Origin of the sequence: Kutzneria buriramensis, from assembly GCF_003387475.1 — a bacterium.
GTDB classification, from domain to species: domain Bacteria; phylum Actinomycetota; class Actinomycetes; order Mycobacteriales; family Pseudonocardiaceae; genus Kutzneria; species Kutzneria buriramensis.
The window spans coordinates 119,638-136,833 of the sequence record NZ_QUNO01000001.1 but is presented as its reverse complement, the minus strand read 5'-3'; the positions used below and the strand labels follow the sequence as shown (position 1 = coordinate 136,833).

General features: G+C 71.1%; 16 protein-coding genes. 4 read left to right on the top strand and 12 right to left on the bottom strand.

Translation table 11 applies throughout. The features are described 5' to 3' along the window. Positions 1-91: 91 nt before the first annotated feature. From iolD to BCF44_RS00635, 9 genes are read right to left on the bottom strand one after another with little or no spacing between them, the layout of a single operon-like run. Positions 92-1,942 (bottom strand): 3D-(3,5/4)-trihydroxycyclohexane-1,2-dione acylhydrolase (decyclizing), encoded by a 1,851-nt coding sequence (gene iolD / locus BCF44_RS00675; protein WP_116172102.1) that lies wholly within the window; start codon positions 1,940-1,942, stop codon positions 92-94. Then, positions 1,939-2,826, bottom strand: coding sequence for a 5-deoxy-glucuronate isomerase (gene iolB / locus BCF44_RS00670; RefSeq protein ID WP_116172101.1), 888 nt, complete (start codon positions 2,824-2,826; stop codon positions 1,939-1,941). The genes iolD and iolB overlap by 4 nt, the downstream gene beginning before the upstream one ends. Then, complete coding sequence (locus tag BCF44_RS00665; protein WP_116172805.1) at positions 2,823-3,713, bottom strand: Cgl0159 family (beta/alpha)8-fold protein; 891 nt, start codon at positions 3,711-3,713, stop codon at positions 2,823-2,825. Before BCF44_RS00665 ends, iolB begins: the two co-directional genes overlap by 4 nt. Continuing rightward, positions 3,703-4,650, bottom strand: a complete 948-nt coding sequence (gene iolC / locus BCF44_RS00660; RefSeq protein ID WP_211352834.1) for a 5-dehydro-2-deoxygluconokinase — start codon at positions 4,648-4,650, stop codon at positions 3,703-3,705. Before iolC ends, BCF44_RS00665 begins: the two co-directional genes overlap by 11 nt. Next, entirely contained in the window at positions 4,647-5,426 is a 780-nt protein-coding gene (locus BCF44_RS00655; protein ID WP_116172100.1) for an ATP-binding cassette domain-containing protein, read from the bottom strand. Before BCF44_RS00655 ends, iolC begins: the two co-directional genes overlap by 4 nt. Next, positions 5,423-6,469, bottom strand: a complete 1,047-nt coding sequence (locus BCF44_RS00650) for an ABC transporter permease (protein ID WP_116172099.1) — start codon at positions 6,467-6,469, stop codon at positions 5,423-5,425. Before BCF44_RS00650 ends, BCF44_RS00655 begins: the two co-directional genes overlap by 4 nt. Next, a complete protein-coding gene (locus tag BCF44_RS00645; protein WP_116172098.1) occupies positions 6,466-7,461 on the bottom strand; it encodes a sugar ABC transporter substrate-binding protein in 996 nt (331 codons plus the stop codon). The genes BCF44_RS00650 and BCF44_RS00645 overlap by 4 nt, the downstream gene beginning before the upstream one ends. A gap of 30 nt (positions 7,462-7,491) precedes the next feature. Next, positions 7,492-8,379 carry a TIM barrel protein gene (locus BCF44_RS00640; RefSeq protein ID WP_116172097.1) on the bottom strand — a complete coding sequence of 296 codons (888 nt, stop codon included), beginning with the start codon at positions 8,377-8,379 and terminating at the stop codon, positions 7,492-7,494. After that, positions 8,376-9,374 carry a Gfo/Idh/MocA family oxidoreductase gene (locus BCF44_RS00635; protein WP_116172096.1) on the bottom strand — a complete coding sequence of 333 codons (999 nt, stop codon included), beginning with the start codon at positions 9,372-9,374 and terminating at the stop codon, positions 8,376-8,378. Before BCF44_RS00635 ends, BCF44_RS00640 begins: the two co-directional genes overlap by 4 nt. 126 nt (positions 9,375-9,500) lie before the next feature. Between BCF44_RS00635 and BCF44_RS00630 the strand changes: the two genes are divergently transcribed. The 4 genes from BCF44_RS00630 to BCF44_RS00615 are packed head-to-tail and all read left to right on the top strand — an operon-like array spanning position 9,501 to position 13,957. After that, complete coding sequence (locus BCF44_RS00630; RefSeq protein ID WP_116172095.1) at positions 9,501-10,505, top strand: LacI family DNA-binding transcriptional regulator; 1,005 nt, start codon at positions 9,501-9,503, stop codon at positions 10,503-10,505. Continuing rightward, positions 10,502-11,983 (top strand): CoA-acylating methylmalonate-semialdehyde dehydrogenase, encoded by a 1,482-nt coding sequence (locus BCF44_RS00625; protein ID WP_116172094.1) that lies wholly within the window; start codon positions 10,502-10,504, stop codon positions 11,981-11,983. The genes BCF44_RS00630 and BCF44_RS00625 overlap by 4 nt, the downstream gene beginning before the upstream one ends. After that, complete coding sequence (locus tag BCF44_RS00620) at positions 11,980-12,462, top strand: barstar family protein (protein WP_211352833.1); 483 nt, start codon at positions 11,980-11,982, stop codon at positions 12,460-12,462. The genes BCF44_RS00625 and BCF44_RS00620 overlap by 4 nt, the downstream gene beginning before the upstream one ends. Next, on the top strand, positions 12,443-13,957 hold the full coding sequence (locus BCF44_RS00615) for a hypothetical protein (protein ID WP_116172093.1): 1,515 nt from the start codon (positions 12,443-12,445) through the stop codon (positions 13,955-13,957). Before BCF44_RS00620 ends, BCF44_RS00615 begins: the two co-directional genes overlap by 20 nt. Positions 13,958-14,059: 102 nt before the next feature. On the opposite strand, the gene arfB is transcribed toward BCF44_RS00615, so the two are convergent. Genes arfB through purF form a run of 3 tightly spaced genes read right to left on the bottom strand, consistent with a single transcriptional unit; the run spans position 14,060 to position 17,143 of the window. After that, entirely contained in the window at positions 14,060-14,488 is a 429-nt protein-coding gene (gene arfB, locus BCF44_RS00610; protein WP_116172092.1) for an alternative ribosome rescue aminoacyl-tRNA hydrolase ArfB, read from the bottom strand. Positions 14,489-14,526: 38 nt separating this feature from the next. After that, complete coding sequence (purM, locus tag BCF44_RS00605) at positions 14,527-15,597, bottom strand: phosphoribosylformylglycinamidine cyclo-ligase (protein ID WP_116172091.1); 1,071 nt, start codon at positions 15,595-15,597, stop codon at positions 14,527-14,529. A gap of 31 nt (positions 15,598-15,628) precedes the next feature. Further along, complete coding sequence (gene purF / locus BCF44_RS00600; protein WP_116172090.1) at positions 15,629-17,143, bottom strand: amidophosphoribosyltransferase; 1,515 nt, start codon at positions 17,141-17,143, stop codon at positions 15,629-15,631. Positions 17,144-17,196 lie beyond the last annotated feature (53 nt).

Below are 17,196 nucleotides of genomic sequence, written 5' to 3'. Positions count from 1 at the left end.
GTTGATCTCCGTCGCCCGTTCGGCGGGCCCGCTCGGGCAGCGCACACCACCCGAACGGGTAACGGTCGGGTGATGTGCGAACAACGAGGCGCTATTGCTGGTGCAGGTAGCGGATCTGCTTCGCCTTCGCTTCGTCCAGTTCGGCGCGGGCGGCCAGCACCTCGGGCCGATGCGACGTCTGGGGAACGCCGACCTCCCACCACGCGCCGGCCTCGGTCCAGGACGACGGATGGGTCTGCACGGTCACCACGGCGACCTTGCCCTGCCCGGCGGCGTCTTTGGCGGCGGCGTACTGGGCCGGGAACGAACTCCCGTCGGCGGCGAATACCTCGCAGCCAAGGGCCGCGGCGTGGGCGGCGAAATCCACGCGCGGGGGTGTGCGCAAAGATGAGCGGCAGTCGGCGTACATGTTGTTGTAGCCGGCGGCGCCCTGCCCGGTCTGGAGGCGGTGAATCACCGCATAGCCGTCGTTGTCGCAGACGACTGCCACGAAACCGTGACCGGCAAAGGCGGCGCTGAACAGCTCGGAGTTGAGCATCAGGTATGACCCGTCGCCCAGAAGAGTGGTGACGACGCCGTCCTCACGGGCCATTGCGGCACCCCATGCGCCGGCGATCTCGTAACCCATGCAGGAGAAGCCGTATTCGACGTCCATCGTCGCCGGCCCGGACGACCGCCAGCCGCCGATGAGCTCGCCGGGCAGCCCGCCGGAGGCCGTCATGACGTAGTCGGAGGGCCCGGACGCGTCGTTGACCATGCCGACGACCTGGGCGTAGGTCAGCTCCGAGGACGGGGAGCGGAGCTTGTCGACGTGGGAGTCCCAGCCGGCGCGAGCGGTCACGGCACGGGCGGTCCACACGGCCGGCACCGACCACGAGTCGAGCAACGGCTCCAGGTCGGCGAGCCCGGCCAGCGCGTCACCGACGACCGCTACGCCTCCGTGCTTGACGGCGTCGAAGCGGGCGGCGTTCAGGCTGACCAGGCGGACGTCGGGGGAGAACACGGTCCAGGAGGCGGTGGTGAAGTCCTGGAGCCGGGTCCCGACGGCCAGCACCACATCGGCCTCGGCGGCGAGCTCGTTGCCGGAGGACGACCCGGTGATGCCGAGCGGCCCGGCGTGCAGGCGGTGGTCGTGGGTGACCAGGGTCCGGCCGGCGGTGGTCTCGGTGATCGGCAGCCCGAAGCGCTCAGCGAAGGCGATGGCCTGCGCCCCGGCGCCGGAGTAGCGCACGCCGCCGCCGAGCACCAGCAGCGGCCGCTCGGCGTTCCGTAGCACGGACGCGGCCTCGCCCAGCGCGCGGGCGTCGGCGCGGGGGCGCTGGATGCGGTGCAGCACCGGCTCGAACAGCGCGTCCGGGAAGTCGTAGGCCTCGGCCTGCACGTCCTGGGGCAGCGCCAATGTGACCGGCCCGCAGTCGGCAGGATCGGTGAGCACGCGGGCGACCTGCGGCAGCGTGGCGATCAGCTGTTCCGGCCGGGTGACGCGGTCGAAGTACCGGCTCACCGCCCGGAACGCGTCGTTGACGCTGGCGGTGCCGTCGTGGAACGGCTCGATCTGCTGGAGCACGGGGTCGGGGGCGCGGCTGGTGAAGGTGTCGCCGGGCAGCAGGAGCAGCGGCAGCCGGTTGGCGTGCGCGACGCCGGCGGCGGTCACCAGGTTCAGGGCGCCGGGGCCGATGGACGTGGTGGCGACGCCGACCTGCCGGCGGTGCGTGGCCTTGGCGTAGCCGACGGCGGCCAGCGCCATGCCCTGCTCGTTGTGCCCACGCCACACCGGGATCTGCTCGCGCTGCTCCTCCAGGGCGGTGCCCAGCCCGAGCACGTTGCCATGGCCGAAGATCGCGTACACGCCGGGGAACAGCGGCGCCTCGGTGCCGTCGAAGAGCTCCGTCCGCTGGGCGATCAGCCAGCGGACCAGGGCCTGGGCGGTGGTCAGCCTCATCGCACGCGTCCCTTCGCGTTGGTTACCGGACAGCGGGGGTCCAGCGGCGTCGTCGCCCAGGTGTCGCGCACCCAGCCGTGAGCCGGGTCGTCGCAGAACGCCATCGACCGGTCGTCGGCCGGCCCGGCCAGCACGTTCAGGTAGTACATCGGGTAGCCCGGAGCGGCCACGCACGGCCCGTGATACCCGCGCGGGATAAGGAAGACGTCGCCGTCGCGGACGGCCACGTCCTCGTCGATCTCACCATCGGCGGTGTACGTGCGGTGCAGCCCGAAGCCGTCGCGGGAGGTGTTCACCCCGTCCCGGCCGGCGATCCGGAAGTAGTAGATCTCCTCGTTGAGGACCTCGCACTCGGTCGCCTCGTCGTGCTTGTGCGGCGGATACGACGACCAGTTGCCGTCGGGCGTGATCAACTCGCAGGCGTTGAGCTTGTCGGCGTGGTCCCACACGCCCGGCACGCCGAAGTTGGTGACCTGCCGGGTGGCGTTGCCCGCGCCGCGCACCTCGACCGGCACATCCTCGGCCGGCCCGTACCTGGGGTCCAGCCGGCGGGTGCAACGGGCCATCGGCAGCGCCACCTCCACACCATCGTGCGTGGACAGTGTGACGGTGGCATCCCTTGGCACGTAGGCGAAGTCGGTGACCCGCGTGAACACCGAGTCCCGGCCCGTCAGCTCGAACCGCTGACCGTCGACCTCGACCACGCAGCCGCCGGACAGCGGCAGCACGAACGCCTCGAACTCGCCGGTCTCGATCACGCGCGAGGTGCCGGGGTGCAACAGCAGCACCCGCAGGCCGGTCCACGACCAGCCTGCGCCTTCGGGCGTCAGCCGAACCGGGTCCTCGCCGTCCGACAGCGTTCCGAGTGGACGGTGCAGACTCACGACACGGCCTCCAGAACCTTGGCGGCAGCTTGCACGGCGCCGGCGACATCGCCGTCGGGCGGATAGAGCAGGGCACGGCCGATGACCAGCCCGCGCACGACCGGATGCGACAACGCGTCGCCCCAGGCGGCCAGGTCCTCGGCGGGATTGCCGGACGGCACGCCGCCGAGCACGACCACCGGCAAGGTCGTCGTGTCCAGCACCTTCGGGTCCGAGGGCGCCGGCAGCTTGAGCCAGGTGTACGCCGAGGTGACGCCCAGCGCGGACGCGACCGTGATGGCCCGGGCCAGCGACTGGGAGTCCTTCTGCAGCACCAGCTTCCCGTCCGCGTCCCGGGTGTAGGGCAGCGGCTCGACCATCGCCATCAGACCCTGCCCGGCCAGATCCGTGACGGCGTCCGCGCAGCCCTGCAACGTCGGAATGGTGCCGGCGTCGGAATCCACGATGCGCAGCAGCATCTTGCCGCCGTCGAGGCGATTGTCCGAAATGGACTGCCCGTCGTAGCCGGTGAACCGGTCGTCGATCTCCCAGTCCGCCCCGGCCAGGCCGCCCCGGTTCATCGACCCGATGACGATCTTGTCGTGCAGCGCGTCGAGCAGCAGTAGCTCCTCGACGACGTCCGGGGTGGCCAGCAGGCCGTCCACCGCCGGGTTGGCCAGCGCCGTCAGCAGCCGGTCCAAGAGCTCCCGACGGTCGGACATGGCCAGCGGGTCGCCGCCGACACCCAGCGCCCCTCGTGCTGGGTGATCGGCCGCGACCAGGAACAGGGTTCCCCGGCCGGACAACAGCGACGGCCGACGCCGCCGGGCGGCGTAGGCGATCGCCACCGCGTTCGGGTCGGTCGCCCTGGTGTGCAGCAGGCTCGCCCACTGCGCGTCAGTCAGCAAGGGAAAGCAACTCCTCGATCTCGCCCACGTCGGGCATGGCGTCGGCGCAGGCCAGCCGGGACGCCACGATCGCGCCGGCGGCGTTGGCGTGCCGGGCGATCGTCACCGGGTCCTGGCCGGCCAGCAGACCGTTGATCACCGAGCCGCCGAACGCGTCGCCGGCGCCCAGCCCGCACACCACCTCGACCCGCTGCGGCGTCACGGTCTCCCGGTGCTCCGGGGTGGCCACCAGCACGCCGTCCGCGCCCTTCTTCACCAGCGCCAGGGAGATCCCCCGGGCCAACAGGCGGTCCGCCGCCTCGTCCGGGTCGGCCGTGCCGACCGCCACCTCGACCTCGGCCCGGTTGCCGACGGCCACCGTGACGTGGTCGAGCATCCAGCCGATCTCCGCCCGCGCGGTGTCCACATCGGACCAGAACATCGGCCGGTAGTCCAGGTCCAGCACCGTGTGCCCGCGCCGGGCCCGCCGCTCCAGGATCTTGCGCTGGGTGGAGCGGGCCGGCTCCGTGCACACGCCGGTGCCGGTGACCCAGAGCAGCGGCACGTCCTCCACGACGTCCCACGGCACGTCGGCCTCGGTCAGCGTGAGGTCGGGCGCCACGGGCAGCCGGTAGAACAGCAGCGGCGGGTCGGCCGGCGGGTTCAGCTCGCAGAACACCACCGGGGTCAACAGATCCGGCGCGGTGCCGACGAACTCCGGCGACACGCCGAAGCCCGCCAGCGCCCGCCGGACGTAGTCGCCGAAGCCGTCCGGCCCGACCTTGGTCAGCACGGCCGTGCGCCGGCCGAGCCGGGCGGCGGCCACCGCGACATTGGTGGCCGTGCCGCCCAGGGACTTGGCGAAGGTGCTCACGTCGGCGAGCGGCACGCCGCTCTGCTCCGGGTACAGGTCCACCCCGACCCGGCCGATCGTGAGCGCCTCCAGTTCCGTGCTCACGATGCCGCACCGCGCAGCTCGTGTTGCAGCGCCTCGAGTTCCGCGCCGCCGGCCATCTGCCTGGTCAACTCCTCCAGGCTGATGCCCTTCTTGTCGAAGGAACCGAGGCTGCGGCCCCGCTTGAGCAGCAGGAACCGGTTGCCCACCGGATAGGCGTGGTGCGGGTTGTGCGTGATCAGCACGACGCCGAGGCCGCGGTCGCGGGCCTGGGCGACGTACTTGAGCACCACGCCGGCCTGCTTCACGCCCAGCGCCGCGGTCGGCTCGTCGAGGATGAGCACCTTGGCGCCGAAGTGCACCGCGCGGGCGATCGCCACGCACTGCCGCTCGCCGCCGGACAGCGTGCCCACCGGCTGTTCCACGTCCCGCAGGTCGATGCCCATTTCGGCCAGCGCCCGCTTGGTGGTGTCCCGGCCGGCACGCCGGTCGAGCATCCGGAACGGACCGAACCCCTTCGTCGGCTCGGAGCCGAGGAAGAAGTTGCGCCACACCGACATCAGCGGCACCACGGCGAGGTCCTGGTACACCGTGGCGATGCCCCGGTCCAGGGCCTCGCGCGGCGAGGACAGCCGCACCGGCTCGCCCTCGACCAGGAACTCGCCGGTGTCGTGCTGGTGCAGCCCGGCCAGGATCTTGATCAGCGTGGACTTGCCGGCGCCGTTGTCGCCGAGCACGCAGGTGACCTCGCCCGCGTTGACCACCGTGGACACGTCGCGCAGCGCGATCACGCTGCCGTACTGCTTGCCGACGCCGCGGACCTCCAGCAGTGAGCTCATCGCCGCACCCTTTCCGCCCTGGCCCGGAAGCCGTTGTTCACCAGCACCGCGGCCAGCAGCATCACGCCCAGGAACAGCTTGAACCAGTCGCTGTTCCAGTGCGCGTAGACGATGCCCTGGTTGGCCATGCCGAAGATCAGCGCGCCGATCGCGGCGCCGATCGCCGAGCCGAAGCCGCCGGTCAGCAGGCACCCGCCGATGACCGCCGCGATGATGTACTGGAACTCCAGGCCGATGCCCTGGTTGGCCTGCACGGTGGTGAACCGCAGGATGTTGATCGTGCCGACCAGCCAGGCCGCGCCCGAGGTCATCATGAACAGCAGGATCTTGCTGCGGCCCACCGGCACGCCGACCGCGCGCGAGCTGGGTGCGGAGCCGCCGACGGCGAAGATCCAGTTGCCGAAGCGGGTCCGCACCAGCAGCCAGGACGCCAGCAGCGTCACGACGATCCACCACACGATGGAGATCGGGAAGGTGGTGCCGCCCAGGTCGAACGTGGACGCGAACAGGTAGCCGGCCTGCGCGTACCCCGGCGCCGACGCGATGCCCGACACCTGGACGGTGCCGGTCACCAGCGTCGTCACGCCGAGATTGAGGCCCTGCAAGGCGAAGAAGGTGCCCAGCGTGACGATGAAGCTGGGCAGCTTCGTCCGCATCACCAGCCAGCCGTTGAACGCGCCGACCGCCAGCGAGAACACCAGGGACACCAGCACGGCGACCCAGACGTTCACGCCGAGCTTGACCGACAGCATCGCCGTCACCAACGAGCTGGAGGCCGTCATGACGCCGGCCGACAGGTCGAACTCGCCGCCGATCATCAGCAGCGCCACCGCGACCGCGACGATGCCCAGCGTGGCCGAGGTGTCCAGCCACGTCGAGATCCCGGCCGGCGTGACGAACTGGCTGGTGATCACCGTGAAGAAGACGAACACCACCAGCGCGCCGATCAGCGCGCCGATCTCCGGCCGGACGGCCAGGCGGTTCAGCAGGCCGGGACGGGCGATCCGCTCGTCGTCGGTCAGCGTGCCCGCGAAATCACTCATCGGGTGCCTCGGGATGCGTACTGCGCCACCTTGTCCACATTGGACTTGTCGACGAAGCCGGGGCCGGTGAGCACGGGCTGGCCGCCGCCGACGGTGTTCGCGTTGTCGTGGTAGAGCTTGAGCATCACGATCGGCAGGTAGCCCTGCTCGTACTGCTGCTGGTCGACCGCGAACAGCACCTGGCCGGCCTTGATCGCGCTGACCACGTCCGAGTTGAGGTCGAAGGTGGCGATGGTGGCCTTGGAGCTGGTCTCCTTGGCCGCGTTCACCGCGGACAGCGCGATCTGCGGGTTGAGCGTGAGCACCGCGTCGATCGTCGGGTCGGTCTGGAGCGCGCCCTTGATCTTGGCCTCGACGTCGGTCGGGTTGTTGATGTCGACCTGGAGCGTGGTGGTCTTGCCGAAGCCCTGCTTGGCGCCGTCGCAGCGCTGGGTCAGGCCGACGTTGCCGGCCTCGTGGATCACGCACAGCAGGTTGGACTTGCCGGCCGCCTTGAGCTTGGCCCCGGCCTGCTGGCCGGCGATGCCCTCGTTCTGGCCGACGTGCGCGATGGCGCCGAAGGCGGCGGACTGCGACTCGCCCGAGTTGATGGTGATGACCGGGATGCCGGCCTTGACCGCGTTCTGGATGGACGTCTTGAGCGCGTCCGGGTTGGCCATCGACACGACCAGGCCGTCGACGTGCTGCGCGACCGCGTTGTCGATCAACTTCGACTGCGCCCCAGGATCGCCGTCGGAGTTGTAGGTGACGTTGACGCCCAGCTGCTTGCCGGCGTCGGTGGCGCCGTTCTTGACCACGTTCCAGAACGAGTCGCCGGCCGAGCCGTGCGTGACCACCGCGATGTTCATCGGGCCGCCGCTGGTCGCCGAGCCGTTCGGGGAGCCGGAGCCGCCGGACGAGGAGGAGGCGGGTCCGCTGCACGCGGCGAGCACGATCGCGCCCGCCGCGGCCGCCATGCCAAGCAGGATCCTCTTGGACTTCTTGGACAACATTGTCGCTCCTGGGGAAGTGCGGCCGCCGGGTTACAGGTCCCGGACGACCGTGTCGAGGTAAGCGATGCTCCGAGCGGTGTCACGCAGGGGCTTTGAATCCCCCTCGGTGCCATCCTCGGGGAGGGCGGTGTCCTGTTCGAGGACGTACCACCCCGCGTAACCCGCCTCGTGGAGGGAGCGCACGATCGCGCCGACCGCCACGTCGCCGTCGCCCAGCGGCACGTACATGCCCCGCGCGACGGCCTCGGCGTACCCGAGCCGACCCGACCGAACCTCGTCGGCGATCTCGGCCCGGACATCCTTGAGGTGCACGTGGCTGATCCTGTCGGCATGGCGCTGGGCCAGCTCGACCGGGTCCGCGCCACCGATCAGCAGGTGCCCGGTGTCCAGGCACAGCGGCAGGTCCGAGTCGGCGAGGAACCGCTCGACCTCTTCGCCGCGTTCGACGTGCGTGCCCACGTGCGGGTGCAGCACCGTCTTGAGGCCGTGTCGGGAGGCGACGTCCCGGATCGCGGCACAGGTGGAGATCAGCGTCGCCCACTGCTCATCCGTCAACTGTGGACGCTCGTCGTAGCCGTCCAGACCCGTTGCGGCGGCGAGCACCAGCACCTCGGCGCCGCCCGCCGCGAGCACCTTCGCGGAGTGCTCGGCTTCGCTCAGAGTCTCCTCAGTGCGGGTCGAATCGTGCAGCACGACCGCGAGGAAGCCACCCACGAGGGTGAGGTCGTGCGCGAAGAGCGTGCCCTTGAGCACCTCGGGGTCCTCGGGCAGGTAGGCGGGCGGCCCGAGCTCGGTCGCGGTCAGGCCCAGCTCGCTCATCTGCGACAACACGGTCTCCGGCGGCAGCACCCGGCCCCAGCCGGGCACCTCGCACACGCCCCAGGAGATGGGAGCGCCGGCGATCTTCACGCTGGTCATGCGCCCACCTCCGTCAGCAGACGGACCGGGTTGCCGGAGCGGCGGGACTGCTCGCAGGCCTCCGCCAGACGCAGGCTGACGAGGCTGTCCCGGACCGGGGAGGGATTGTCGGCACGACCGGCCACCACGTCGCAGAACACCGCCATCTCGTTGAGGTACGCGTTGCGGAATCGTTCCGGGAACCCGGGGTAGGCGTCAATGGACACCTTGTGACCGTCGGGCTCCAGGGAAGTGATCGGGGTCCGCGGGTCCAGTCCGACAGTCAGCGAGTCCTTGCTGCCCAGGACCTCGATGCGGTGGTCGTAGCCCAGCGGGTCGTGCCGGCCGCCGGCGATCAGCGCGTGCGCGCCGCCGGCGAACCTGAGGGTGATCACCGCGTTGTCCACGTCGTCGGCGTCGGCGAAGGCCTGGTCGACCAGCACCGAACCGGAGGCGTAGACCTCGACCACCGGCTCGCCGACCAGCCACGGCACCGCGTCCAGGTCGTGCACGAACAGGTCGCGGAAGATGCCGCCGGAGGCCGGCAGGTAGCCGAAGTCCGGCGGTTGGGCGTCGTTGCCCAGGGCGCGGACCAGGTACACCTTGCCCACCTCACCGGCCCGCAGCCGGCGGTGCAACTCGACGATCGCCGGGTCGAACCGGCGCTGGAAGCCCACCAGCACGGTCGCTCCGGCCGCCTCCACCTCGTCGACCAGGGCCTGCATGGTCGCGAGGTCGCTGGCGATCGGCTTCTCGCACAGCACCGGGATGCCCGCGCCGATGCTGCGGCGCAGCATGTCGGGGTGGGTGTCGGTCGGGGTGGCCAGCAGCACGCCGTCCGCGGTCAGCAGCGCGTCGAGGTCGTCGACGTGGCTGGCGCCCAGCTGGGCGGCGGCCTGCTCGGCGCGGCCCGGCACCGGGTCGAACAGCACGACCTCGTCCACCTGGTCGAGGGAGGCGAGGTTGGCGGCGTGCATGGCGCCGATCCGCCCGACGCCGGCAACTCCGATGCGCATTTGCGGTGTTCCCTCCGTTAGAGCGCTCTATTGGTTGGAGCGCTCTAACCCTGTAGGGTGCGTCACACGGATGTCAAGGGCCGGTTTCACCCTTGTGACCTTGGATCGGTCAAGCCAGGAGGTGCGATGGGCCGTCCCACCATGGAGGACGTGGCCGCGCGGGCCGGGGTGTCGCGCGCCCTCGTCTCGCTGGTCATGCGGGGCTCGCCCAAGGTCAGCGAGCAGCGGCGGAACGCGGTGCTGCGGGCCGCCGAGGAGCTCGGCTACTCCCCGCACCTGATGGCCCGGTCGCTGGCCAGCGCCACATCGACGGTGCTCGGCGCGATGGTGTCCGACCTGAACAACGCCTTCTTCGCCGAGGTGGTCGACGGCTTCGACGCCGCCGTCACCGAGCAGGGCTTCGACCTCATCATCAACACCGGCGGCCGCAGCCCGACCCGGGAGCGCCGCGCGGTGGACAACCTGCTGTCGTTCCGGCCGGCCGGCATCGCGTTGCTGGGCCCGGTCGTGCCGGCGTCCACCATCGCCGGCGCCGCCGAGCAGTCGCCGCTCGTGCTGGTCTCCCGCGCGTCCCGATTGTCTACTGTGGACACCATAAACGACGACGGCGAGGTCGGCTCGGGGCTGGCCGTGGACCACCTGGTCGGGCTCGGCCACCAGCACATCGCCCACCTGGACGGCGGCGGCGGCTCGCAGGCGTCTTTACGCCGCAAGGGATATGTGTCGGCGATGCTGCGGCACGGGCTGGAACCCCTTGTGGTGACGAGCGAATACACCGATACTGCTGGCGCCCGGGCCGTGCGCGGCCTGGTCTCCGCCGGCGGCCCGATGCCCACCGCGATCGTGGCCGCGAACGACTACAACGCCGTCGGGGCGATCTCCGCGCTGGAGGACGCCGGACTGCGCGTGCCGCAGGACGTCTCCGTCGTCGGCTACGACAACACGTCGCTGGCCGCGCTGCGGCACGTGTCACTGACCACTGTGGACCAGCCCCGGCACGAGATGGGCCGGCTGGCCGCACAGGCCCTGATCGACCGGGTGCGCGGCCGGACCGAGCCGGTCCACCGGCTGCTGCACCCGTCCCTGGTGGTCCGCGCGACCACCGCGCCCCTAGGAGGAATGCGACCGTGATACCGCACTGGATCGACGGAGCCCGCACCACCGGCACCTCGACCCGCACCGGTGACGTCTTCCGGCCCAGCACGGGTGAGGTGGCCCGCCAGGTGGCGCTGGCCTCACCGTCCGATGTGGACCTTGCCGTCTCGTCGGCGGTGAAGGCGGCGCAGTCGTGGTCGGACTCCTTGCTGTCCACCCGCAGCCGCATCCTGTTCGCCTTCCGGCAGCTGGTGCATGCCCACGCCGACGAGCTCGCCGAGATCATCAGCGCCGAGCACGGCAAGGTCGTCTCCGACGCGGCGGGTGAGGTGCAGCGCGGGCTGGAGGTCGTCGAATTCGCCTGCGGCATCCCGCATCTGCTCAAGGGCGAGCACTCCGAGCAGGTCTCCCGCGGCGTGGACGCGTACTCCGTGCGCGAGCCGCTCGGGGTCGTCGCCGGCATCACGCCGTTCAACTTCCCGGTGATGGTCCCGATGTGGATGTTCCCCGTCGCCATCGCGGCGGGGAACGCCTTCGTGCTCAAGCCGTCCGAGCGCGACCCGTCCGCCTCGGTCCGGCTGGCGGAGCTCTTCAGCGAGGCCGGGCTGCCCGACGGCGTTCTCAATGTCGTTCAGGGTGACGCCGATGCGGTCAACGCGCTCCTTGATCACCCCGATGTGGCCGGGGTTTCCTTCGTCGGCTCCACGCCCATCGCCAAGCACGTCTACGCCCGCGGCACCGCCAACGGCAAGCGCGTGCAGGCGTTGGGCGGGGCCAAGAACCACATGGTCGTGCTGCCCGACGCCGACATCGACGTCGCCGCCGACGCCGCGGTGTCCGCCGGTTACGGCAGCGCCGGCGAGCGGTGCATGGCCATCTCCGTGATCGTCGCCGTCGGCGACATCGCCGACCGTCTCGTGGACGCCATCGCTTCCCGGACCCGGGATCTGATCACCGGCCCCGGCGACGACCCGTCGTCGCAGATGGGGCCGCTGGTCACCGGCGTGCACCGCGACCGCGTTTCGTCCTATGTGGACGCCGGTGTCGCCGAGGGCGCGTCCCTCGTCGTCGACGGCCGCGGCCACGCCCCCGCCGGCTTCGAGAACGGATTCTGGGTCGCGCCGACCCTGTTCGACCACGTCACCCCCGAGATGTCGATCTACCGTGACGAGATCTTCGGCCCGGTGCTGTCGGTCGTCCGCGTCGAGACCTTCGAGGACGCCATCCGGTTGGTCAACGCCAACCCGTACGGCAACGGCACCGCCGTCTACACCGGCGACGGGATGGCCGCGCGGGAGTACCAGCGGCGGGTGCACGTCGGCATGGTCGGCATCAACGTGCCGATCCCCGTGCCGATGGCGTACTACTCCTTCGGCGGCTGGAAGGACTCCCTGTTCGGCGACACCCACGTGCACGGCGCCGAGGGCGTCCGGTTCTACACCCGGGCCAAGGCCGTCACCGCCCGCTGGCCGCGCCAGTCCGGCATCGACCTCGGCTTCCCCACCCACGGATGACCGACGCGGCGGTGTGGACCGTCGACGAGCCGTGGCTTCACGTGTTGCCGGCCACGGCGGACATCCCGGTGCGGCAGGCCTTCCCGGCCGCCGGGACGTCCGCCGTGGTCGTGCTCGACGCGAATCGCATGGCGAACACGGAGCTGCTGTTCGAACAGTTCGACCGCGGCCTGAGGTTCCCGGAGTACTTCGGCTGGAACTGGGACGCGCTGCTGGACTGCCTGCGCGACCTGTCCTGGTTCCCCGCCGACGGCTACCTGATCGTCATCACGAACGCGGACCGGCTGCTCGCGGACGAGCCGGCCGAGCGTGAGGTGCTGTTCCGGGTGCTGCGTCACGCGGCGAGGAACTGGGCTCGGCCGGTGGGGAGCGCGGGTGTGCCGTTCAACGTGCTGCTCACCGGCCGCACTGAGCTGATCGAATTGGGGGCTGACCGGGCCACGTGCGACGATTCGCGCCATGAGCCCGGTCAGCCGTAACCGCAAGCCCAAGCGCAAGGGGCAGCGCCCGCGCCCGCAGTCCCCGATCGAGGCGGCGGTCGTCGCGTCCAACGACCTGCTGGGCATGAAGGCGCTGTACGAGGCGCAGCTGTGGGCGGCGGGGCTGATCGGCGGGCTGTGGCGGTCGGCGTGGCAGCGGGACGGCGACCCGGACGAGACGATGGACCGGACCGTGGAGCGGCTGGTCGAAGCGCTGGTGGAGAAGGGCAGCCCGGCGACACTGGCGGCGCTGCTGGCGCTGGGGTCCGTCGGCTACGACGAGGAGCGAGACTTCTTCCTGGAGGCGGCGACCGAGCTGACGGCCGCGGGAGTGTCGGCGCCGGACTGGTACCGGCAGGAGCAGCCGCCGCTGGAGGACGCCTGGTCGGTGGCGGACGCGTTCGGCGACATCGAGCTGATCACCCTGGGCTACCCGGACATCGTCATCGGCGTCCTGGTGGACCACGCCACGTCGCTGCACATCGTGCAGATCGCGGTGGTGGAGCGGTCGCAGACCGACGCGCAGGCGCTGGCGCGCGAGCTCGGTGTGAACGTGGACCCGTCGCCGAAGCCGGTCCGGCTGACGGCGACGGAGGCATTGGAGCGCATCGACGGCCCGCTCGGCCTGTTCCTGGTGGACGGTCCCGAGGCGCACGCCGAGATGCTCCAGCTGCCGGACGACTCCAACCCGGCGATGGAGTTCACGCTGCTCCAGGCCCGCGCCGACGCGTTGACCGACGAGCTGCCGGAGATCGAGGACTTCGAGCCGGCGATCGAGGACTTCCTGGCCTCGCGGACGTTCAAGGACGTCGAGCTGGCCCGGGCGTGGGCCGTGCTGGCGGCCGGCTCGGCCTCGTCCAACGGCCGCCGGGTGCGGCAGATCGGCCCGGCGTCCCTGGACTACCTGCTCAGCGTGGGCGTGCCGGCGAACATCGAGATCTCCGACGAGGATCTGGCGCTGCTGCCGGAGATCGTCACGGCCTGGGTGCACCACCACGCCTCCGCCGAGCAGCGGCCGGTGTGGGACGAGCGGCTGGCGGAGATCCTCGAGCGGTTCACCGAGGCCTACCACGACCCGGAGCTGGTGGAGTTCCGGGCCGAGAGCGACGAGCTGGTGGCGCTGCGGGACATCGAGGACGTGCTGGAGGACTTCGACGACCTGCCGCCGGTGCCCGAGGAGGCGGCCGACACCGCGCACGTGCTGAAGGTCGCCATCGGCGACCAGGAGCGGCAGGTGGAGATCGAGTCCGTCGCCGACCTGGACGAGCTGAGCGCCGTCATCCAGGAGGCCTTCGGGCTGGAGCCGGACCCGGCGTGGGACTTCGAGATCCCCAGTGGCGGCATGTTCGGCCCGGAGTCGGAGGTGGCGGTCGCCCAGGTCGGCTTCGAGGGTCTGCACTTCGACTACGCCGTCGGCGCGCTGGACACGGTGGAGGCGCACATCGACGTGCTGCGCGTGGAGCCGAAGACGGGCAAGTACCCGCGCTTCAGTTGATCTACCTGAGGTTTACATTCGCTCTGTCTGTGAGCGCGACTCGCGGGGGTTGGTTTCACCCCGGCGAGTCGCGTTCAGGGACAGGGCGAAACCCGTTCCGGGTCAGTCGTCGGTGGTGGTGCGGCGGGTGCGCTTGAGGTCGCTGCGGTGGTGCTTGGCCTGGAGGCGGCGTTCTTTGGCGCCGCGGGAGGGCTTGGTGGGGCGGCGCTTCGGAGGTGGCGGGGCGGATGCCGCCTTCAGCAGCGCGACGAGGCGTTCCCGGGCGGCATTGCGGTTGGCCAGCTGCGAGCGGTACTCGCTGGCGGCGATCGTCAGCACGCCGTCCACCAGCCGGCTGGACAGCCGGGCCAGCAGCCGCGGGCGCAGGTCGTCGGGGATCGACGGCGAGCGGGCCAGGTCGAAGGAGAGCTCGACCCGGCTGTCGGTGGTGTTGACGTTCTGCCCTCCCGGTCCGGAGGACCGGGAGAAGCGTTCGCGAAGTTCCACGCCGGCGATCACCAGCGACGGCGTCACCTGGAGTTCGTCGGCCATGCCCCCAGGTTACGTGGGGCGTCCACCGACTTCCCCGCTCAGAACCGGGGGTGGTCACCCTTCAGCACGACCCGCTCCTCGCCGGCCGGGCCGATCTCGCCGAGCACCCACGCCGGCACGTGCCGCGCGGTGAGCACGGCCAGCGCGCGGTCGGCGTCCTCGGCCGACACCACGGCGACCATGCCGACGCCCATGTTGAACGTCTTCTCCATCTCCTCGCGCTCGACCCGGCCGCGCTGGGCGATCAGGGCGAACACGGGGGCCGGCGTCCAGGTGCCGCGGTCGAGCGTGGCGGTGAGGCCGTCGGGGATGACCCGGGCCAGGTTGGCGACCAGGCCGCCGCCGGTGATGTGCGCGAACGTGCGGGCGTCGGCCTCGGCGGCCAGCGCCATGCAGTCCTTGGCGTAGATCTTGGTCGGCTCCAGCATCTCCTCGCCGAGGGTGCGGCCGAACTCCTCCACGTGCCCGTCCAGCGGCATCCGGGCGATGTCCAGCAGCACGTGCCGGGCCAGCGAGTAGCCGTTGGAGTGCAGGCCGGTGGAGCCCATGGCGATCACCACGTCGCCGTCCCGCACCCGCTCCGGGCCGAGCAGCTTGTCCGCCTCGACCACGCCGACGCCGGTGGCCGACACGTCGTACGCGCCGTCGGCCATCAGCCCCGGGTGCTCGGCGGTCTCGCCGCCGAGCAGTGCGCAGCCGGCCTGCACGCAGCCCTCGGCGATGCCCTTGACGATGGCGGCGATCCGGTCCGGCACGACCTTGCCGACGGCGATGTAGTCCTGGAGGAACAGCGGCTCGGCGCCGCACACCACGAGGTCGTCCACGACCATCGCGACCAGGTCGATGCCGATGGTGTCGTGCACGTCCATCGCCTGCGCCACAGCGATCTTGGTGCCGACGCCGTCGGTGGAGGAGGCCAGCACGGGCTCCTTCCACCGGTCCAGCTTCAGCTTGAACAGGCCGGCGAAGCCGCCGATGCCGCCCAGCACCTCGGGGCGGTTGGCCTTGCCGGCCCACGGCTTGAGCTTCTCGACCGCCTCGTCGCCCGCGGCGATGCTGACGCCGGCCGCCGCGTAGGTGGCCTTCGGGCTGTTGGTGTCCGTGCTCACGGTCGAGAAGCTCCGTCTAGTAGTAGGGCGATCAGGGACGACGCAGGGCGTCTTCGGCACCGTACCCGTTGGCGAGCACGGGTGCGGCGGAGCCCGACACGGCCTTGGCCTCGATGCCCTCCAGCAGGTGCTTGCCGATCATGGCGTCCTCGGGCAGCGGGATCGGGTACTCCCCGTCGAAGCAGGCGCTGCACAGCCGGGTCTTGGGCTGCTCGCTGGCGGCCACCAGGGCCTCGAGCGACACGTAGCCGAGCGAGTCGGCGCCGATGGACCGGCGGATGCCGTCGAAGTCCAGCCCGTTGGCGATCAGCTCGGCCCGGGAGGCGAAGTCGATGCCGTAGAAGCAGGGCCAGCGCACGGGCGGCGAGGCGATCCGGACGTGCACCTCGATGGCGCCGGCCTCCCGCAGCATGCGCACCAGCGCCCGCTGCGTGTTGCCGCGCACGATGGAGTCGTCGACGACGACGAGCCGCTTGCCGCGGATGACGTCCCGCAGCGGGTTGAGCTTGAGGCGGATGCCCAGCTGCCGGATGGTCTGCGACGGCTGGATGAAGGTCCGCCCGACATAGGCGTTCTTGACCAGGCCCGACCCGTACGGAATGCCGGACGCCTGGGCGTAGCCGATGGCGGCGGGGGTGCCGGACTCGGGCACCGGGATGACCAGGTCGGCCTCGACGGGGTGCTCGGCGGCCAGCCGGCGGCCGATGTCGACCCGGGTGGCGTGCACGGACCGGCCGCTGATGGTGGTGTCGGGCCGGGCCAGGTAGACGTACTCGAAGATGCAGCCCTTGGGCTCGGGGTTGGCGAACCGGGAGGACCGCAGCCCCTCGGCGTCGATGGCCAGCAGCTCGCCGGGCTCCACCTCGCGGACGAAGGACGCGCCGACGATGTCCAGCGCCGCGGTCTCGCTGGCGACGACCCAGCCGCGTTCGAGCCGGCCGAGCACCAGCGGGCGCACACCCTGCGGGTCGCGGGCCGCGTACAGGGTGTTCTCGTCGGACCAGACGAGGCAGAACGCGCCACGCAGGGTGGGCAGTAACTCGATCGCCGCCTGCTCCAGGCCCTTGTCGGCGGCGGCCGCCGCGAGCAGGCCGGACATCAGGTCGGAGTCGGTGGTGGCGCCGCCGCGCATGTCCACGCCGGCTTCCTTGGCGCGCACCAGGAGTTCGGCGGTGTTGACCAGGTTTCCGTTGTGGCCCAGGGACAGGCCGCTGCCGGTGGCGGTGGTGCGGAACACCGGCTGCGCGTTCTCCCACGTGGTGGAGCCGGTGGTGGAGTAGCGGCAGTGGCCGACGGCCAGGTGGCCGTGCAGCGAGGACAGGATCTGCTCGTCGAAGACCTGGCTGACCAGGCCGAGATCCTTGAACACCACGATCTGCTTCCCGTCGGCGACCGAGATGCCGGCCGCCTCCTGCCCGCGGTGCTGGAGGGCGTAGAGCCCGTAGTAGGTGAGCTTGGCCACGTCTTCGCCTGGGGCCCAGACCCCGAAGACGCCGCATTCCTCACGCGGTTCGCGCTCGTTGTCGTCGGACACAGAGTCGGGCACTGACCGGTCGGTGGGCACCGAGAACTCCCTAGTGACGGCGTCGGACCGCCTTC